The sequence below is a fragment of the Rhodohalobacter halophilus genome, assembly GCF_001715195.1.
In the GTDB taxonomy this organism is placed as follows: Bacteria; Bacteroidota; Rhodothermia; order Balneolales; family Balneolaceae; genus Rhodohalobacter; species Rhodohalobacter halophilus.
Genome location: NZ_MDWE01000012.1, coordinates 64,090 through 81,943, shown reverse-complemented (window position 1 = coordinate 81,943; position 17,854 = coordinate 64,090). Strand labels below are relative to the sequence as shown.

Annotated in this window: 21 protein-coding genes; 18 read left to right on the top strand and 3 right to left on the bottom strand. The window is 45.7% G+C overall.

Annotated elements, in window-relative coordinates:
• The 11 genes from BG260_RS04710 to ppc all read left to right on the top strand — a co-directional run bounded on the left by BG260_RS04710 (position 1) and on the right by ppc (position 9,818).
• Entirely contained in the window at positions 1-276 is a 276-nt protein-coding gene (locus BG260_RS04710) for a monovalent cation/H+ antiporter complex subunit F (RefSeq protein ID WP_069130800.1), read from the top strand.
• Positions 269-598: a monovalent cation/H(+) antiporter subunit G gene (gene mnhG / locus BG260_RS04705; RefSeq protein ID WP_069130799.1), complete on the top strand. Its 330-nt coding sequence runs from the start codon at positions 269-271 to the stop codon at positions 596-598. Before BG260_RS04710 ends, mnhG begins: the two co-directional genes overlap by 8 nt.
• Complete coding sequence (locus BG260_RS04700) at positions 595-840, top strand: Na(+)/H(+) antiporter subunit B (protein ID WP_069130798.1); 246 nt, start codon at positions 595-597, stop codon at positions 838-840. Before mnhG ends, BG260_RS04700 begins: the two co-directional genes overlap by 4 nt.
• Positions 837-1,139: a hydrogen gas-evolving membrane-bound hydrogenase subunit E gene (gene mbhE / locus BG260_RS04695; RefSeq protein WP_069130797.1), complete on the top strand. Its 303-nt coding sequence runs from the start codon at positions 837-839 to the stop codon at positions 1,137-1,139. The genes BG260_RS04700 and mbhE overlap by 4 nt, the downstream gene beginning before the upstream one ends.
• Complete coding sequence (locus BG260_RS04690; RefSeq protein ID WP_069130796.1) at positions 1,136-1,576, top strand: MnhB domain-containing protein; 441 nt, start codon at positions 1,136-1,138, stop codon at positions 1,574-1,576. The genes mbhE and BG260_RS04690 overlap by 4 nt, the downstream gene beginning before the upstream one ends.
• Positions 1,569-1,937, top strand: a complete 369-nt coding sequence (locus BG260_RS04685) for a cation:proton antiporter subunit C (RefSeq protein ID WP_069130795.1) — start codon at positions 1,569-1,571, stop codon at positions 1,935-1,937. The genes BG260_RS04690 and BG260_RS04685 overlap by 8 nt, the downstream gene beginning before the upstream one ends.
• Positions 1,934-3,415 (top strand): complex I subunit 5 family protein, encoded by a 1,482-nt coding sequence (locus tag BG260_RS04680; RefSeq protein ID WP_069130794.1) that lies wholly within the window; start codon positions 1,934-1,936, stop codon positions 3,413-3,415. Before BG260_RS04685 ends, BG260_RS04680 begins: the two co-directional genes overlap by 4 nt.
• Positions 3,416-3,472: 57 nt before the next feature.
• Positions 3,473-4,960 (top strand): monovalent cation/H+ antiporter subunit D family protein, encoded by a 1,488-nt coding sequence (locus BG260_RS04675; protein WP_069130793.1) that lies wholly within the window; start codon positions 3,473-3,475, stop codon positions 4,958-4,960.
• Positions 4,957-5,169: a hypothetical protein gene (locus tag BG260_RS04670; RefSeq protein ID WP_069130792.1), complete on the top strand. Its 213-nt coding sequence runs from the start codon at positions 4,957-4,959 to the stop codon at positions 5,167-5,169. Before BG260_RS04675 ends, BG260_RS04670 begins: the two co-directional genes overlap by 4 nt.
• The gene (locus tag BG260_RS04665; protein WP_069130791.1) at positions 5,162-6,877 is read left to right on the top strand and encodes a Na(+)/H(+) antiporter subunit D; all 1,716 of its coding nucleotides are present in this window, start codon (positions 5,162-5,164) and stop codon (positions 6,875-6,877) included. The genes BG260_RS04670 and BG260_RS04665 overlap by 8 nt, the downstream gene beginning before the upstream one ends.
• 148 nt (positions 6,878-7,025) lie before the next feature.
• Complete coding sequence (ppc, locus tag BG260_RS04660) at positions 7,026-9,818, top strand: phosphoenolpyruvate carboxylase (RefSeq protein WP_069130873.1); 2,793 nt, start codon at positions 7,026-7,028, stop codon at positions 9,816-9,818.
• Positions 9,819-10,099: 281 nt separating this feature from the next.
• Here ppc and BG260_RS04655 read toward each other — a convergent pair whose 3' ends face one another.
• Positions 10,100-11,530, bottom strand: coding sequence for a sugar porter family MFS transporter (locus tag BG260_RS04655; RefSeq protein ID WP_069130790.1), 1,431 nt, complete (start codon positions 11,528-11,530; stop codon positions 10,100-10,102).
• 463 nt (positions 11,531-11,993) lie between these two features.
• Here BG260_RS04655 and BG260_RS04650 point away from each other — a divergent pair, with 463 nt between their 5' ends.
• Entirely contained in the window at positions 11,994-12,212 is a 219-nt protein-coding gene (locus BG260_RS04650) for a cold-shock protein (protein WP_069130789.1), read from the top strand.
• A 121-nt stretch (positions 12,213-12,333) separates the two neighbouring features.
• Here BG260_RS04650 and BG260_RS04645 read toward each other — a convergent pair whose 3' ends face one another.
• Both BG260_RS04645 and dat read right to left on the bottom strand, forming a co-directional pair.
• The gene (locus BG260_RS04645; RefSeq protein ID WP_083750096.1) at positions 12,334-12,771 is read right to left on the bottom strand and encodes a TraR/DksA family transcriptional regulator; all 438 of its coding nucleotides are present in this window, start codon (positions 12,769-12,771) and stop codon (positions 12,334-12,336) included.
• A gap of 236 nt (positions 12,772-13,007) precedes the next feature.
• Positions 13,008-13,856: a D-amino-acid transaminase gene (gene dat, locus BG260_RS04640; RefSeq protein ID WP_069130788.1), complete on the bottom strand. Its 849-nt coding sequence runs from the start codon at positions 13,854-13,856 to the stop codon at positions 13,008-13,010.
• 189 nt (positions 13,857-14,045) lie between these two features.
• On the opposite strand from dat, the gene BG260_RS04635 reads away from it, so the two are divergent.
• From BG260_RS04635 to BG260_RS04610, 6 genes are all read left to right on the top strand, one after another.
• Positions 14,046-14,516: an SRPBCC domain-containing protein gene (locus BG260_RS04635; RefSeq protein WP_069130871.1), complete on the top strand. Its 471-nt coding sequence runs from the start codon at positions 14,046-14,048 to the stop codon at positions 14,514-14,516.
• A 29-nt stretch (positions 14,517-14,545) separates the two neighbouring features.
• Positions 14,546-15,190 (top strand): Crp/Fnr family transcriptional regulator, encoded by a 645-nt coding sequence (locus BG260_RS04630; RefSeq protein WP_218089723.1) that lies wholly within the window; start codon positions 14,546-14,548, stop codon positions 15,188-15,190.
• Positions 15,191-15,324: 134 nt separating this feature from the next.
• Positions 15,325-15,570 carry a hypothetical protein gene (locus BG260_RS04625; protein ID WP_069130787.1) on the top strand — a complete coding sequence of 82 codons (246 nt, stop codon included), beginning with the start codon at positions 15,325-15,327 and terminating at the stop codon, positions 15,568-15,570.
• Between the two features lie 88 nt (positions 15,571-15,658).
• Positions 15,659-15,991: a thioredoxin gene (gene trxA, locus BG260_RS04620; protein WP_083750103.1), complete on the top strand. Its 333-nt coding sequence runs from the start codon at positions 15,659-15,661 to the stop codon at positions 15,989-15,991.
• On the top strand, positions 15,978-16,433 hold the full coding sequence (locus tag BG260_RS04615) for an OsmC family protein (RefSeq protein ID WP_069130786.1): 456 nt from the start codon (positions 15,978-15,980) through the stop codon (positions 16,431-16,433). The genes trxA and BG260_RS04615 overlap by 14 nt, the downstream gene beginning before the upstream one ends.
• 232 nt (positions 16,434-16,665) lie before the next feature.
• A complete protein-coding gene (locus BG260_RS04610; protein ID WP_069130785.1) occupies positions 16,666-17,784 on the top strand; it encodes a trans-sulfuration enzyme family protein in 1,119 nt (372 codons plus the stop codon).
• The last annotated feature ends 70 nt before the right edge of the window (positions 17,785-17,854 follow it).

Here is a 17,854-nt window from a genome sequence, read left to right as displayed (position 1 = left end):
ATGGAAAACTTTTTTCTATACAGTGCTGTGGTACTCACCATTATTATCGCTGTTCCGCTGATCAGGGTTGTGAAGGGGCCAACCCTATTTGACCGGCTTTTGGCTACCAATGCCATTGCCACAAAAACCATTGTTCTGGTCTGCCTGATCGGCTTTCTGTTCGGGCGTATCGATATGTTTATTGATATCACCCTGGCTTACGCCATTCTTGGCTTTATTGGTGTATTGGCCATCGCAAAATATTTATCATCACCTAAAGTAAGACGTAATGCTTGAAGCGCAATCCATTATCACCATTCTGTTTGTATCGCTCGGTATCATCTTCATGCTGGTGGGTAGTATCGGGATCTTGAGATTACCCGATTTTTACTCACGATCACATGCTGTAAGTAAAAGTGATACACTCGGAGTTGTCTTCGTTATAGTAGGACTCATTATCTATGAGGGGTTTACGCTCAGCAGTGGAAAACTGTTTTTAATTGTCCTTTTTATTGCACTCTCCAATCCCATCGGTACTCACGCACTTGCAAGAGCTGCGCTTAAAAAAGGTCTGAAACCACTCCTTCACGACGATAAAAAAGGAGGAGAAACATCATGATCTGGGAATTAGAGCTTGTCATTTATCTATTTCTGTTAATCTCGGCCATTGTTGCCCTCGAGGTGAAAGACCTGCTGGTTGCCGTGGTGATGACTACCGTATTCAGCTTTTTGATGGCCCTTCTTTTTGTAGCCATGGGCGCTATCGACGTGGGATTTACTGAAGCCGTGATCGGTGCCGGTGTATCCGGAGTACTATATGTTGTTGTAATCTATCAAACCACAAGACATTCAAACGATTGAAAGCACTAAAAATCATCATATTGATTTTATTCGCATCTGTCTTAATCTATGCGGCCAGCGACCTCCCATACCGGGGTGATCCGGATAACCTGATGCATGCCGAGGAGAGCATCACAGGCACAACGGTTGTTGGAAGCTACGTGATTCAAGAGGCATATAATGATGCCAAAACACCCAATATTGTAACCGTTATTTTAGGCGATTACAGAAGTATTGATACGTTTGGTGAGCAGGTTGTGGTTTTTACAGCCGGCCTGATAACTATTTTAATCCTGAGAAACCGACGGAGGGTAGTATGAGACATCAGGATGAAAGCCCGATTGTTCTGCTCGGGTCCCGACTTCTTACACCTTACATCATGCTTTTTGGCTGGTATGTGATCTTTTTTGGTCACTACAGCCCCGGCGGAGGCTTTCAGGGCGGAACCCTTCTTGCCGCATCGGTTTTATTAATCAGAATATCAGGCGGGCGCCGGGTTTCAAGGTTGCAAATTCAGGAGTTTGCCACTACCCCCCTGGCTGTAATCGGAGTCATCATATACTTTGCAACAGGCCTGGTAGCCATGCTTATGGGTGGATATTTCCTGGATTACGAACTGTTGCCATTTACAGGAATGGAACCCGCAATGGTTCGTTACTGGGGAATTCTCATCATTGAAGTCGGTATCGGCCTTGCCGTCATGGCAATCCTGGTAATGATTTATGATAACATGGTAAAAGGTGAAGATTATGCTTGATTTTTTTCTGGGCCACTACGCTTATTGGTTTGTGGTAATTCTGCTATGCGTGGGGCTCTATGGCATCCTATTTAAAAAGAACTTGGTAAAGAAAACCATTGGTCTGGCCATATTTCAGGTCTCGGTAGTGCTCTACTTTGTCTCCATTGCTTCAAAATGGGACGCAACTGTACCCGTAAGAGATGCAAACATTCCGGTTGAACAGGTTGCAAACTATCTCAACCCCCTGCCGCATACACTGATGCTTACTGCCATTGTTGTTGGTGTGGCAACCCTGGGTGTTGCCTTTACCCTTTTGATGGCCATCTATAACCGATACGGTACCCTCGACGAACAGGAACTGTTAGAAGAAATTCAATGATTGAGTCGCACCTACCCGCATTAATTGCCCTTACATTTGTACTGTTTGCCATTATGATTCCGGCATTCGGCCTGTGGAGACCATCCACATCGCAGCCCCTTGCCGTTTTAGGGTCCGGTATTGCGTCCGTACTCTCTCTCTACGGCTTTGCCTCCTATCTTCAAACGGGTAGCATCCGCTACTTTTTTGGCGGCTGGGAGCCCCCGGTGGGGATCGAATTTGTTTACGACGGACTCTCCGGTTTCTTCATTCTGGTGATCAATACGGTCGCATTTTTTGTATTTATCCATTCTCGTAAAATTGCCCGAACGGAGTATCCGGGGAAAGAGATGCCATATTTCGCGCTTGCGATGCTCGCACTACTCGGGTTTAACGGCATGATTCTGACCGGCGATCTCTTCAATCTCTATGTATTTCTTGAAATATCCTCACTGGCCAGTTATGCATTAATTGCCATTGGTTCACGGCCGGCCCCATACGCCGCATTCAGATATCTGATAATCGGTACTGCAGGCGGTACACTCTACCTGTTGGGAGTTGGTTTCCTTTACACCATTACCGGTACCCTAAATATTATTGACATGGCGGCCATGCTGCCAAACTTTGCAGCTGATACGTCTGTGGTTGCCGCTCTCATTTTGATGGTGGTCGGTATCGGAGTTAAGGCGGCGCTCTTCCCAATGCACGGATGGCTGCCCGATTCGTACACCTACGCTTCATCCAGCTCCACTGCACTCATTGCACCTATCGGCACAAAAGTTGCCGCCTATATTCTCTTCCGTATCGTTTTCTACCTGTTTGGGGTTGAACTTACAGATGCTGTGATACCGATGACCACAATTATCGGAAGCCTGGCGGCCGTCGGTATTCTTTACGGTTCCATTATGGCTATCGCTCAAACAGAAATGAAGCGGATGCTGGCCTACAGTAGTGTTTCACAGATCGGGTACATTATTATGGGGCTCAGCCTTGCCAATCCGCTTGGATTTGCCGGGGCACTGCTCCACGTTCTCAACCACGCCGTCATGAAAGCGTGCCTGTTCCTGATTGCCGGAAGCCTTCGGATGAAAGAGGGGCACTCCGATATCAGCCTGTTCGATGACACCTACAGAAAAAAATATCCCTGGACTATGGCCTGGTTTAGCGTTGCAGCCATTTCGATGGTTGGCCTTCCGCCTCTTGCCGGATTCTTCAGCAAGTGGTACCTCGCTCTTGGAACCATTGATAATGAGAACTGGATTTTCCTCGCTGTAATTCTGATCAGTTCGCTGCTCAACGCAGTCTACTTCTTCAGAATTCTTGAAAATGTATATATGATGAATCCGAAGAAAGATCAGAAAGAGGCAGCCGATGCAGAGCGAAATGAGGTGAGTTTCAGCATGATGTTTCCAACATCTGTCCTCGCAATTGCACTCTTTGTGATTGGGTTTGCAAATGCTGCCATTGTGGGAATTCTGTTTGATGTATTTCCGATGTAACCAATAAATGACTTTGATCAGATTCAGTTTATAAGATATTAATTACACACAAAATAGATGGATCTTACGCTTGTACCTTTATTAGCAATTTTATCATCGCTTGCAGCGGTTCCGCTCATACTGTGGAGTTCATCCAAACCCAACCTTCGGGAGACATGGACAATTATTGCCGCACTTGTGAAGTTTGGCCTGGTTATGACACTGCTTCCATCAGCCTTGAATGGGGAGAGTGTTACACTCCATCTGTTTGATCTGGCTCCGGGTTTACCGCTGGCACTAAACGCTGATCCTCTGGGAGTTTTCTTCGCAGTCATCGCATCCGGCCTATGGATCTTCACCTCCTTCTACTCCATCGGCTATGTACGCGGACACAAAGAGCACAAACAGACGAGATACTACGCAAGTTTTGCTATCTGTCTCTCTGCAACCATCGGGATTGCCTTCTCCGGTAACTTGCTTACTTTTATTGTCTTTTATGAACTTTTAACTCTTGCTACCTATCCGCTGGTTATTCATACCGAAACGGACGATGCCATTAAAGCCGGACGGAAATACCTGGCATTCACGCTTACAGCCGGTCTTCTCCTGATTGCTGCAGCCGGAATGGTTTACTACTATACCGGAACCCTCGATTTTACACCGGGAGGAATTCTCGGTGATGCCGACATTCCCTACCACATGATGCTGGTGATGTTTATCCTGTTTTTGGGCGGAGTTGGCGTTAAAGCGGGGATTATGCCAATTCACGGCTGGCTGCCTGCAGCGATGGCAGCTCCCACACCCGTTAGTTCACTGCTTCACGCAGTTGCCGTTGTAAAATCGGGTGTTTTTGCCGTACTTCGTGTTGTCGGTTACGTCTTCGGCGTGGATGTAATGGGCGATTACGGCTTCAACGAAATTTTAATTGTACTGTCCGGTGCCACAATTCTGATTGCATCACTGATCGCCTTTGCGCAGGATAATCTCAAACGCCGGCTTGCCTATTCAACCGTAGGGCATCTGTCCTACATTGTATTAGGTATTGCGCTCTTAACTCCACTCGGCATTCAGGGTGGCATTATGCACATTGCGGCACACGCTACCATGAAGATTACCCTCTTCTTCTGCGCCGGTGCCATCATTGTAAACCTTCATCGGGAAAACATCAGTAACCTGAACGGGATCGCCAAAGTGATGCCCTGGACCATGGGAGCATTTGTCGTCGGGTCGATGGGACTGGCCGGAATCCCACCCATCAACGGATTTTTCAGTAAATTTTTCCTTGTTTCCGGTTCGCTTGAGGGGGATATGATGATCCCTGTAATCATATTAATTGTAAGTGGTCTGCTGAATGCAGGTTACTTCTTCCCGATCATTCACCGGGCGTACTTCAGAAAAGGGGAAGGCCTCGAAAAATATGGGGAAGCCTCGCCGTTTATGGTAGTCCCGATAATCGTCACGGCAACACTTTCTGTTCTGTTCGGCCTTTTCCCGAATCTGTTTTTCAACTTTTTCGATCTTGCTTCACAAATCAGCACATCACTTTTTAACTCTGTATCACCATGAAAAACTGGCATTGGATCATATTAGGAATTCTGTTTCTGGTCACGCTTGTGCTGGAGTTCACCTACCTGGCCGATTATGACAGCCACTGGTGGAACTCAATACCTGCATTCTATGCGCTGTTCGGTTTTGTAAGCTGTATCGTGATCATCTACTTTGCCAAGTTCATTGCTAAAAATATTGTAAACCGCGACATCAACTACTATGATTGAGATTTTAACCATACCGGGTGTCATTTTAATTATCGGAGCGGTTCTGCTCTCGCTGCTTCCACAAAAAATCAGGAGCTCAGCGTTTCTAATATTCCCCATCGCTGCGCTTGCTTTTGTACTTACCCGTCCCGACGGATACTCCGTAACGGCATCTCTGGGTAATTTTGAGCTTATTGTTATGGAAGTGGATGCGTTGAGCCGTGTATTTGGGATTATCTTTGCCATTACGGCATTTGTTGCGGGAACCTATGCTTGGCATATCAAAGATCTTGGTCAGCAGATCAACGCTCTGGTTTATGCAGGAAGTGCCTTGGGCGTTACGTACGCAGGCGACCTGCTCTCGCTCATCATATTCTGGGAGTTGATGGCCGTCAGTTCCACCTGGTTGATCTGGGCGAACCGTACAGAAGCATCCGATAAAGCCGGTACACGCTATCTGCTCTATCACATATTGGGCGGAGGACTGCTCCTGGCCGGAATCATTTGGCACTATATGACCACCGGTTCGCTGATGGTGGAGTCCCTCGAACAAAATTACACCATTGCCAATGTGCTGATGCTTGTGGGTGTTGCCATCAACGCGGCAGTCATTCCGCTGCACACATGGCTGGCAGATGCCTACCCGAAGGCAACCATTACAGGTGCGGTATTTATGAGCGCCTTTACTACCAAATCCGCCGTTTATGTTTTGATACGTGTTTTTCCGGGATGGGAATTACTCATCTGGTTCGGTGCGGCCATGGCCATATACGGCGTTGTTTACGCGGTAATCTGTAAAGACATTCGCGAAATTCTGGCCTATCACATTATCAGTCAGGTTGGATTTATGGTGTGCGGTATCGGGATAGGTACCGACATGGCACTGAATGGGGCTACGGCACACGCTTATAGCCATATTCTCTATAAATCACTCCTCTTTATGAGTACCGGAGCTGTTCTGTACGCAACAGGCACCTCCAAGCTGGTGCATCTCGGCGGCCTCGCCAAAAAAATGCCTTATGTTCTGGGTCTCTACCTCGTAGGCGGATTTTCCATTTCAGGTCTGCCGCTTTTTAACGGATACATCAGTAAATCGATGACGATTAGCGCAGCCGGCTATGCCCATAACGAAATGGCAATGCTGATGCTCCTGTTTGCTTCGGTAGGCACATTCCTGAGTGTTGGATTGAAACTTCCCTACTACACTTGGTTCGGGAAGGAGGATAACGATATTGACGTTAAGCCGATCCCGAAGAATATGTACATCGGGATGGGAATTGCGGCATTCGCCTGTATTTTTTATGGCCTCTATCCGCAAGCGCTTTACATGTACCTCCCTTTCGAATATGACTATAATCCCTTTACGGTGTATCACTTTGTGGAGATTACACAAATTAGTTTGATGACCTTTGCCGGATTCTGGCTGTTGCGCAAAAAGCTTGCCGGTGAGCTGATTATCGCGCTTGATGTGGACTGGTTTTACAGAAAAGCAGCTCCACTCACACGAAAGGTTTTTGTGAACGGTGTAGATAACTTCTATGATCGTGTCGAAGATAAAATTTGGGATATCGCCAGATTCCTCACACAGAAGTTTAAAAATCCGATGACTTGGCTGAATCCGTTCACTGACCGAAATAATGAAGCAACTCGATACAGCCCGGCAATGGAAGTTGTCATGAGTTTAATACTGTTCACCGTATTGGTGTTCTCGCTCCTCTACCTTATATGAGATACGGGCAGTCGTTTAACGGCTGCCGGACTGCAAATGCAATTGTTTTTGTTCATCCCAATGCAGGCTGATTATTTATAACCCTGGCCTGTGGGGTATGGCTGCATTTGCTAAAATTATTAATCACGTAAAAACGGATTCATCTCATATGAAGTGGAAAGAAACAATCAAAAAATACGCAGAGAGATCTAACATCAGTGAGTCTCTCACCAAGAAACTGACCTCACTTACCGCACTTCTTGAAGATTACCTTGAGCATACAGACAAAAAATCGCTAAGTGAGTTGTCTGCTGAACTTCCTCAGAAAGCAGCATCCTCGTTCGAAAGCAACGGGACAAAAGCCAATCGTGAGCTTTCCGAAAAGATCGGTCAACTAACGAATGATGAGATTCGCAGCCTGCTGAGATTAACAACCATCTTCTTTCATCTTGTCAATTCTCTGGAACAGCACGAAATTATCCGAATTAACCGTGAACGGTCCAAAACCATAGACGTCAACAACCCGCGGCCCGAAAGTATTGCTGATGCGCTGAAGTATTTTAAACAGAAAGGGATGAGTTTTGAAGACGCACTGGATCTATTTAAAAAACTCGATATACAGCCAACGGTTACGGCTCACCCGACTGAAGCACGGCGCCGAAGTATTCTCTATAAACAGGAGAGCATTACCTCAAAAATAGATCATCTGGATGATCAAAATCTCACACCAAATGAGAAGGAGGCGTATCTCCATCAAATCATCAACGAAATTGCGCTGCTAATCTCCACTGACGAAGTTCGTCCGGAACGGCTCACGGTTGAAGATGAAGTGGAAAATGGGCTTTACTTTTTTTCAAACGCTATCTGGAACACTGTTCCCCGTCTCTACGATGATATCCGGTCTGCTTTTTCTCAGCAGTATGGCAAAACCCCGGACCTCCCCATCGTTCTGAAATATCGTTCATGGATTGGCAGCGACCGAGACGGCAACCCGAATGTTACACGTGATGTAACCTGGAAAACCTTACTCGATCACCGGCGTGTGGCGTTGAAGCAGTATATGAACGAGTTGAGAATGGTGAGGCGATATCTTTCCGTCTCCAAAAATTTTGTGAATGTTCCCGAAAAACTTCTTCATTCACTTCAAAAAGATGAAAAAGAAGTTCCGCTAAGCGATCAGTATAAGCGACATTACAAAAATGAGCCGTTTCGCCAAAAGTTAACGCACATCATGCATCGCCTGCAAAATATGCTTGACGCGCTAAACGGAACCGAACAAGAGGTACTGAGTTCAGCCACCTACTCTGCCAGTGATTTCAAAAAGGATTTAGATTTAATTGCTGACTCATTAAAAGAGGCCGGGCTTGAGGATGTAGCCCGTTATGGAAATTTCAACGATCTACGAATCCGGGTTAATACATTTGGACTGCACCTTGCCGCCCTCGATATCCGACAGCACAGCGGAAGGCATGAGAGCGCTGTTAGCGAACTGCTGAACGCCGCGAATGTACATCAAGATTACGCTTCATTAGATGAGCAGGAGAAAGTGGATCTGCTGATGCAGGAGCTACGGAATCCGCGTCCACTCTCCCCCATCAACGCAGCCTTTAGTGAACCTACCGTTGAAATTCTGGACGTATTCAAACTGATCAGCACCCTGAAACAGCTTGACCCAAATGCTTTCGGCAGCTATATCATCAGTATGACGCACGGAGTGAGTGACATGCTCGAGGTGGTGCTGCTTGCAAAGGAGACCGGACTCTGGAAACTCCAAAAGGGACAGGTTGAGAGCGAAATAGATGTTGTGCCTCTTTTTGAAACCATCGAAGACCTCGACTTGAGTGCCAGTCAGATGAAGAGCATTTTGACTAACCCGGTTTATCAAGAGCAGGTGAAGGCCAGGAGTAATTTCCAGGAGATTATGCTTGGCTATTCCGACAGTAATAAGGATGGCGGCTACTGGATGGCCAACTGGGCACTTCAAAAAGCACAGCTTGAGCTGGGTGAAGTGTTGCGAGATCAGAATGTGGATTTCAGACTGTTCCATGGCCGTGGCGGATCTGTTGGCCGGGGAGGCGGACGATCCAATCGCGCAATTCTGGGCCTGCCCTCCATCAGTAACAACGGACGTATCCGATTTACCGAGCAGGGTGAAATTATCTCCTTCCGCTACTCACTTCCCGAAATTACACGGCGTCACCTCGAGCAGATTGTAAATGCCGTTGCCCGTGTAACCGCGGGTGAAGGCCAGAAGCCAATCGTGGAGGGTGATGAGACAGAATCAATCATGAACCGCATCGCATCTGAATCGATGGCAGCGTACCGCGACCTCATTGATGATGATGATTTCTGGCCATGGTTTAAAACGATCACTCCGGTTGAGCATATCGGGAATCTGCCTATCGCATCACGCCCGGTTTCACGAGGCGGAAAAAGTGGTCTCCAATTCGAAAACCTGAGAGCCATTCCGTGGGTTTTTGGCTGGACTCAGGTACGTTACAATGTGCCAGGCTGGTATGGTTTGGGAGCAGCACTTAAACCACTGCTCGAAGAGAAACCGGAAATCATGGACCTTCTGAAAAAGTGGTATCGCGAGTGGAGTTTCTTCGGAACCATCGTAGACAACGCTCAGCGAGAACTTGCGCGAACTCATATGCTGACTTCAGAGATGTACAGCCGCAGAGCAGATCAAAAAATTCACAACAAAATTGTGAACGATTATGAGCAGTCGCGACAGATCATTCTCTCTATTACAGAACAGGATAATATCCTTGATCACCGCAAAGTGATCCAAAACTCAATCCGATTCAGAAATAACTTTACCTACCCGCTCAATCTAATTCAGGTTGAACTGCTGAATCGACGAGACAGAGCAGATAGTGAGGAGGAGTTGAAAGAGCTCAAACAGCTTCTGTTTCTCAGTATTAACGGTGTTGCCGCTGCGATGCAGAGTACAGGATAAGTCTTCAGTGGGAAGGTGTTATATTCTAAGTATGAAGTGCTAGTGGAGGAACCACTTAAATTGGGTGTAAAACGGGTTCAAGTTTAATCTATTTGATTTGAACCGGCATTGGAATGATGTGTGGTTTAGACAGTTTGAATATCTGCTTCTGTCTCAATTTGTCTCCATGAGTTCGCCATTACCATAAAAACTTGAGGCCCTCCCCGGTTAAAGGTGGGCCTCAAGTTTTCATCATTCTCAGGTTGTTTAAATAAACATGTTAATCCTCGGGTTCAATACTTCTACTGCACATCGCGGGACATATCCTCCAGGGTACGTCCTTTTGTCTCTTTGATATACTTCTTCACAAAGAAGTAGGCGATCACACCAAACGCCGCATAGATTCCATATGACAAGCCCAAGCCAATTGAAGCCAACAGAATCGGGAAGGTCATGGTGATGGTAAAGTTGGAGCCCCAATGGACCAGACCCGCAACTGCAAGTGCTGCACCCCGGAACTGATTCGGGAACATCTCTCCAAGCATCACCCACATAATTGGCCCCCAGGTAAAGGCGAAGAATGCGATGTACCCATTTGCTGAGAGCAGTGCATAAAGCCCCATATTTCCTTCAAGCTGAAGCGAACCGCCATCAGAAACGGCTGCCGTTCCAAATATTAACGCGAGTATTCCAAGCATAAGTGCTTGCCCCAAAGCCCCTACCAGCAAGAGCGGTTTTCGGCCCACTTTATCAACCAGCGCGATAGCCACAAATGTAAAGAGAACATTTACTGACCCACTAATCACATTTTGAAGCAGTGCATTCTCTTCGGTGAATCCGGCAGCCTGCCACAACGTGGCTCCGTAGTAGAACACCACATTAATTCCGGTAAACTGCTGCAGGGTCGTCAATCCAAGACCCACCCATAAAATCGGGTGAATTTTACCTGTCTTTTCAGAAATGATATCAGACAGCCTTGGTTTTCGGTTCTCCTCAAGAGTAGACTGTATGTCACGAATTTTATTATCAGCATCTTCACCATTGGAAAGGCTTGTGAGCACCTCTCGAGCTTCATCCAGTTTGCCGGCAGCCACCAGATAGCGCGGCGATTCAGGTATAAAAATCAAACCCAGAAAAAAGATCGCAGCAGGTAACGCTTCAACCCAAAACATCCACTGCCATGCGTCGAATCCACCCCAAAAAGTCTCGGTAGCACCACCGGCTGTTCCGGCAATGTAATAGTTACTCAGAAACGCAATAAACAGTCCGATCACAATCATCAACTGCATCAACGTAGTTAATGCCCCCCGAACTTTTGGCGGAGCAATCTCGCTGATGTAGGCCGGAACGAGTACACTGGCAGCTCCTACGGCCAGTCCCCCGAGAATGCGAGCAAATACAAATGCCATTGATGAGCCCGCAGATCCCGAACCCCAGGCGCTGATTATGAATGCCACGGCTGTAACCAAGAGTACCGGTTTTCGGCCAAATTTATCGGCCAGCGTACCCGCAAAAAAGGCCCCCGCAGCACAACCAAGCAGCATCGAGGCTACATTAAAACCGGTTCCAACTGCATCCGAATCAAAAGCTTGCTGAAGTGCACCAACGGTTCCATTAATTACGCCACTGTCAAAGCCGAAAAGAAAACCGCCGATGGCGGCAATTGTAGAGAGAAACAGAACTCTCCCCATATTATCAATTTTCACCTCTGCAGAGATATTATCACTATCCATTTGTAATCATTTTGTTATGGTTCATTTCAGGCAGGTGCCTGTCGAGCGGTAGATCAGACGTTAGACAGAACTTAAGTTTCCTACCCCTATCTATCGGGTTGAAAATTTACTTTTTTCTGAGTGACATACCTAACTTTTTCAAAATTTTGGAGTCTTGGTGAAAAATCGGTTGTCTATAAAAACTTCCATTGAATTGAGTATGGACGGTCATACTCTCAAAATGAGAATATTTTGATCGGTTTTCAGATTCATCTTGATCGATCCCCCGTCAAAAGCGTTGTAACGGAAAATATTTTCATTTCAGCTATTGCAAAATGTTAGGTATTGATCAATAAATCCGTTATACTACCCATTCACAATACAATAACACCCGGTAAGCCTTTCTTGAGACTGACGCGTTCATTCAACTCTACTCTTCTGAAATACCCTTTCTTGGGTGCACTAACAATACCAATACAATACAATGACACAACAAGGAACAGTTAAGTGGTTTGATGCAGAAAAAGGATTTGGATTCATCAAGCCAAATGACGGAAGCAAAGATATTTTTGTTCACAGAAACAACGTAAATAACCTGGCTCCAAACCAGGGACTAGAAGACGGCGAAGAAGTCGAATTTGATGTTGAAGAGACACCTAAAGGTCTTAGCGCGGTTGATGTAAACAGTCTTACATACGAATAAGCGACCTATTTTCCGGCTCAACCGGAAACAGAAAAGCCCGTCCCGATTTTCATCAGGACGGGCTTTTTTTCTTTATACCCGGAACCCCTAACCGGATATCTATATCTCCCTTTTCTGCATTTTACGCAAATGCTGCTCTTCTCTTGTCTAATCCGCTCTTTTTGGCGGCAATACTATATCTTGTATGCGGTGCAAACTCAAGGCGTCCCTTCTCAATTGGCTCTCCTGTTGCCCGGCAAATTCCGTACGTTCCGTTTTCAATTCGTACCAGTGCACGGTTCAACTCATTGATGAACTTTCGATTTCTCTGGATCAGCCGATATGTTAAATCCAGGCTCTCTTCCCGGCTCCCCAGGTCTCCCATATGATGTGTTAAACTGGAAGCATCGTCATCATCAGATGAACGGATCTCTTCAACCTGCCGCTGCAGATACTCCAGCTCATCCTGTGTTTCTTCTCTCTTTCTCAAGATGATCGCTTCAAAATAAGCAAGCTCTTCAGGTGACAGATTTGTCTTAAGGTCTTCAGTTGATTGTGGAAAATTCTTCATCGATTTCATTGTCTCGGGGTTTATAAATTCCTGTTGTTATGTTCTACAATCAGGATACCGAGAATCGTGATTCCCTAAAATAGGGAAACTCCCCATGGTCTATTGAGGTGTTAGAGTACGGGTTTCCAATCCGGTAGGGATCTCTCCTACTCCATTTCAACATCCCCCTCAATAAATAAAAAACCGCGCTCCGGTGTGATTCCAAAAACGCGGTTAATAAAAATGAATCAAATTTTTCTAAGCCTCTATCCGTAAAGTCGGCTGTTGTATTCCTGTTGAATCGATTTCACAATTCTTCCCGGAGTTCCATTTCCAATCTCTCTTCCATCTACTCGGACGATAGGCTGTACATCGGTGGTAGTTCCGGTAAAAAAGAGTTCATCCAGTTCATACAGGTCATCCTGGCGAACCGGTTCGGTAACCAGAGGTATATCAAGTGATTTGGCAATATCGATTATCACCTTACGGGTTATGCCGTTCAAAATGTAGTTCGATGCAGGAAATGTGTAGAGTGTTCCATCTTTTACTGCAAAGATATTCGCATTCGGGCTTTCTGTCACAACGCCATCCCGAATCATCACGGCGCTGTTGACTCCCGCCTCTTTTGCCTGCTGGCGTGCCAGCGTGTTAGGCAATAAATTCACTGTCTTTAGGTTACACCGTGTCCAGCGCACATCGGGTACGGTTATCACATCCACTCCTTTTTCGTGAAGCTCCTTATGCGGCTTGAAAGGTCCTGATGAGAGGTAAACCGTAGCGGGCACCTCTGGCTCCGGAAACGTGTGTGTTCGCGGAAATGCGGCCCCTCTTGTCACCTGAAGATAAACTGTCGCTTCACCTTCTGCATGTCCATTACGCTGAATCAGTTCACGGCTGATGTTCGGTATTGAATCTCTGATCTCACTCCGAAGCTTAATTTTCAGCCCCCTCAACCCTTCATCCAAACGATCAAGATGTTCCTTCTCCTGGAAAAACTTCCCGTTTACAACCCGTGTTACTTCATACACACCGTCTCCAAACACAAAGCCGCGATCGGCTACAGAAACCGCCGCCTTTTTTTGATCTAAAAATTCACCGTTCAAATATACCTGCATATAGATTCTTTCGTTTTTGTCTAATTCTTCAATGTAAAATTCAACCGTAAAAATACTTTTTTATACCCTCAATTCTGAAACAAATTTGTTAAATCGTGCAATCAAAAAATGAACGATTTGTAACAACTATCGATTTTTACCGTAATTATGGCAAGTTCTGCACTGCTAATTTTTTACATTTGGTCTTCAATGAAGCAAATCAAAACGATTGTACATATTCACGCCCCGATTCACATTGTTTGGGATGCATTGATGAATTTTCAGAATTATCCTGACTGGAACCCATTTATACGAAGTATTGAATGGGCATCCGATTCCAAGGAGCAGTTATTGATCACCATCCTCCCCCCGGATTCACAAAAGCCTATGAAGTTTAACCCCAGTATTTTGAGACATGAAACCCAGAAGGAGTTTCGGTGGAAAGGTAAACTCTTAATGAAAGGACTTTTTGACGGGGAGCACTATTTCAGACTCAGCAAGCTGCCGAATGGCAGCACGGCATTTGTACATGGCGAATCGTTTTCCGGAGTGATGGTTCCATTTCTGAAGAGTGGCTTACGTAAAACCGAGTTGGGCTTTAAGCAGATGAATATGGCATTGAAGGAGTTGTGTGAAGAGCGATTTAAAGCGATTCCAAATCCCGACAACTTAAGTGGCTGAAATGCAGATTCTCTTGTATATTTTTTAATATGATTAAAGAACAAGAGTCTATCAACAAGCTGAAAAGTATTTCGGAATTTAAAGCTTCAGAAGAGTTTCTCTCCGACTTAAAGCGCTACGGGCAGATTAAAAAAATGGATGCCGGGGATATACTGTTTGAAGAAAATACTTCAATTCGCGCAATTCCTATCATTCTTAAAGGCAGTGTAAAGGTTTACCAATCTGATGACGATTTTAAAGAGCTACTCCTCTACTACCTAAAAGAGGGAGACACCTGTATTATGTCGGTACTGAACGGGTTGTATAATGAAAGCAACCAGCTGAAAGCTGTGGCTAACGAAAAGAGTGAGGTTCTGCTTCTGCCTGTGCAAAAACTGGGTATCCTCACAAAAAACCATCCGGAGTGGATCGATTACATTTTTCGTATTTATCATCAGCGATTTCAGGAGTTGCTTGATGTAGTGAATGCGGTCGCTTTCAAAAAGATGGATGAACGTCTTCTTCGTTTTCTGAAAAAAAGATCTGAAGTAAGTGGCAAAAGATCCATCAAAATCACCCACGAGGAGCTTGCCAACGAGCTGGGAACTGCGCGTGTTGTCATCAGCCGTCTGCTAAAGCAGATGGAGGGGAATAAGCTGGTAAGGCTGAGTCGTAACAAAATCACACTTCTGTAACAATTGTAACTGAGTTTTGCATTTCTGCTCAGTAGTTTATCATTCATTAACAGAGACGTTTAATAGGTAAGAAATATCGCATACAAACGTTCTACACACTGTCACATTTTTTTCAATAACCACAATTTTCATTCATGTTTTCAAATCTATCTGAACAGTTGTTTACAAACTGGCATCCGATGCGTTGGGTTGCCCTGATTTTTGGCCTTGCACTTGGGTATAACTGGCTGGCTCACAATGCACCCCTATCCGGGGCACTATCAATCTTTTTCCTGTTTCAGGCCGTTACCAATACAGGTTGCATGGCCGGACAATGTGCACCCAGAGCCGTTGCATCAGAGGAGCCGATTGAAGATGTGGAATATGAGGAGATAAAATAGTTTAGTCTTAGTCTCCCCCTGCATAAAATGAAAGGAATTTTATGGCAGACAAGTTTAAACACCAATAACCCAAAAGAGAATGAACGAAATGAGTACAGAAACAAAGCAGATGACATTCAATGACATAATTAGCGGGGATACTCCCGTTTTAGTTGATTTTTATGCAGACTGGTGTGGTCCCTGCAAAATGATGGGCCCGATTCTGCAAGACCTGAAAAAACGTCTGGGTGATAATATCAATATCATCAAAATCGATGCAGAGAAGAACCCTCAGGCGGCGATCAAATATCAGGTACGCGGAGTGCCTACACTGATCCTGTTCAAGAATGGAGAGATTTTATGGCAGCAGGCCGGAGTTGTTCAACCTGCACAGTTAGAACAGATTATTAATCAAAAAACGGCCGAATATGAGCAGCGATAAAGAGCATAACTATGAAGTAAACATCTTGTGGAAGGAAGGGCGCATCGGAACGATGAAATCTCCCATACTTGAAGATTCACTCGATGTTGCCACTCCACCGGAATTTCCCGGAGGAGTTGAGGGAATCTGGTCGCCGGAGCATCTTTTTACGGCATCGGTGAGCAGCTGTTTTCTGACATCATTCACTGCCGTGGCTGAGTATTCAAAACTCGATTTTGAAGACCTGCAGATCCGGAGTACCGGAAAAATGAGTCGCGATGAGAACGGTAAATATATTATGAGTGAAGTTACGATTGAGGCTGACCTCACCATCAACGATGAATCTAAAGAGAAGAAAGCGTATCGGCTTCTTGAAAAAGCGGAACAGATCTGTCTGATTACCCGCTCGATCAAAGCTGAGGTAAAGCTGATTCCATCCGTACAAATTAAGGTAGCTGTATAGAAATATTTTCCTTAACTATTCATCAAGAGGGTTGTGGTTATTGGATTGCAGACTCCGGAAAGGGTCTGCAATTTTTTTGTATAAAGATGCGTGATTTTGGTACTATTATGAAGGTTTAAGGACAATTGACTATTTAACTTGGACCTTCCCTTTACCTCCTCATTGCAAAGGAGAGGAACTGTAAAGACTATTTTATTCACTAATTCCACCTTACTCAAAAAAACGGAAGACTATGCGATTTGAAACCAAAGCCATCCATGCCGGCCTCGATATTCACAATCCATCCAAATCGATTGTGCCTCCAATTTCACCCAGTACAATTTATGAGATCGACGCGGAGGGACGGGATGAATCGGATCTGCACTATACGCGGCTGGGTAATCCCAACAGGCTACAGTTCGAACACCTGATCGCCACACTTGAAGGCGGTGAAGCTGCAGCGGCGTTTTCGTCAGGAATAGCGGCAGGAATGGCGATTCTGCAATCTCTTCATCCGGGCGATCATATCATCATCCCCGAAGATGTGTATGCGGGAAATCGCAAAATGGTCAAAAAAATTATGACGGGATGGGGTCTTGAATCCAGCTTCATCGACATGACCGATCTTGTGAACATAGAGAAACATATCAAACCAAATACCAAACTCATCTGGATCGAAACGCCATCCAACCCGCTGATGCGCATAACGGATATCCAAGCAGTTACCACTTTAGCAAATCAACACGGGCTCAAAACAGTAGCCGACAACACCTGGCCCACACCGGTTAATCAGCTTCCGCTGGAGCTCGGTGTGGATATCGTTCTGCACTCCACATCCAAATACTTTGGCGGTCACAGCGATATTCTGGGCGGTGCTCTGGTTGCCAAAAAAGATGATGAGTGGTTTGAACGGATCAAATTGATCCAGAAAATGGGAGGGGCTGTTCCTTCGCCACAGGACTGCTGGATGCTGAGCCGCAGTACCCGGTCGCTGGCTTATAGAATGAAGGGCCACAATGAACATGCCGAAAAAATTGCTCACTTTCTGAGTGATTATGCAAAAATCTCCAGGGTGATCTATCCCGGTCTACCCTCTCACCCCGGTCACGAAATTGCCAAAAAGCAGATGAAAGGTTTTGGGGGTATGGTCTCATTCCAGGTTGATGCCGATCAAAAAGAAGCGATTGCCATCGTTGGGCGCTCAAAACTGATTAAGCGGGCCACCAGCCTGGGCGGTGTGGAGAGCACATGGGAGCACCGCCAGAGCAGTGAAGGTGAAGGCTCTGTCACACCTGAAAACCTGATCCGGATGAGCGTTGGACTGGAACATCCCGACGATCTGATCGAAGACCTGACACATGCACTTGGTTAAAATCGGTATGAAGGTTAGTTCTTTACCGTGCTTTATCTATTTTGATAATTGAATCAATTGAAATCTTTAA

Bases quoted from the DNA above. Each gene is read 5' to 3' on its own strand.
- BG260_RS04710 (WP_069130800.1), top strand. From the start codon at position 1: ATGGAAAACTTTTTTCTATACAGTGCTGTGGTACTCACCATTATTATC.
- mnhG (WP_069130799.1), top strand. From the start codon at position 269: ATGCTTGAAGCGCAATCCATTATCACCATTCTGTTTGTATCGCTCGGT.
- BG260_RS04700 (WP_069130798.1), top strand. From the start codon at position 595: ATGATCTGGGAATTAGAGCTTGTCATTTATCTATTTCTGTTAATCTCG.
- BG260_RS04690 (WP_069130796.1), top strand. From the start codon at position 1,136: ATGAGACATCAGGATGAAAGCCCGATTGTTCTGCTCGGGTCCCGACTT.
- BG260_RS04685 (WP_069130795.1), top strand. From the start codon at position 1,569: ATGCTTGATTTTTTTCTGGGCCACTACGCTTATTGGTTTGTGGTAATT.
- BG260_RS04680 (WP_069130794.1), top strand. From the start codon at position 1,934: ATGATTGAGTCGCACCTACCCGCATTAATTGCCCTTACATTTGTACTG.
- BG260_RS04675 (WP_069130793.1), top strand. From the start codon at position 3,473: ATGGATCTTACGCTTGTACCTTTATTAGCAATTTTATCATCGCTTGCA.
- BG260_RS04670 (WP_069130792.1), top strand. From the start codon at position 4,957: ATGAAAAACTGGCATTGGATCATATTAGGAATTCTGTTTCTGGTCACG.
- BG260_RS04665 (WP_069130791.1), top strand. From the start codon at position 5,162: ATGATTGAGATTTTAACCATACCGGGTGTCATTTTAATTATCGGAGCG.
- ppc (WP_069130873.1), top strand. From the start codon at position 7,026: ATGAAGTGGAAAGAAACAATCAAAAAATACGCAGAGAGATCTAACATC.
- BG260_RS04655 (WP_069130790.1), bottom strand. From the start codon at position 11,530: ATGGATAGTGATAATATCTCTGCAGAGGTGAAAATTGATAATATGGGG.
- BG260_RS04650 (WP_069130789.1), top strand. From the start codon at position 11,994: ATGACACAACAAGGAACAGTTAAGTGGTTTGATGCAGAAAAAGGATTT.
- BG260_RS04645 (WP_083750096.1), bottom strand. From the start codon at position 12,771: ATGAAATCGATGAAGAATTTTCCACAATCAACTGAAGACCTTAAGACA.
- dat (WP_069130788.1), bottom strand. From the start codon at position 13,856: ATGCAGGTATATTTGAACGGTGAATTTTTAGATCAAAAAAAGGCGGCG.
- BG260_RS04635 (WP_069130871.1), top strand. From the start codon at position 14,046: ATGAAGCAAATCAAAACGATTGTACATATTCACGCCCCGATTCACATT.
- BG260_RS04630 (WP_218089723.1), top strand. From the start codon at position 14,546: ATGATTAAAGAACAAGAGTCTATCAACAAGCTGAAAAGTATTTCGGAA.
- BG260_RS04625 (WP_069130787.1), top strand. From the start codon at position 15,325: ATGTTTTCAAATCTATCTGAACAGTTGTTTACAAACTGGCATCCGATG.
- trxA (WP_083750103.1), top strand. From the start codon at position 15,659: ATGAGTACAGAAACAAAGCAGATGACATTCAATGACATAATTAGCGGG.
- BG260_RS04615 (WP_069130786.1), top strand. From the start codon at position 15,978: ATGAGCAGCGATAAAGAGCATAACTATGAAGTAAACATCTTGTGGAAG.
- BG260_RS04610 (WP_069130785.1), top strand. From the start codon at position 16,666: ATGCGATTTGAAACCAAAGCCATCCATGCCGGCCTCGATATTCACAAT.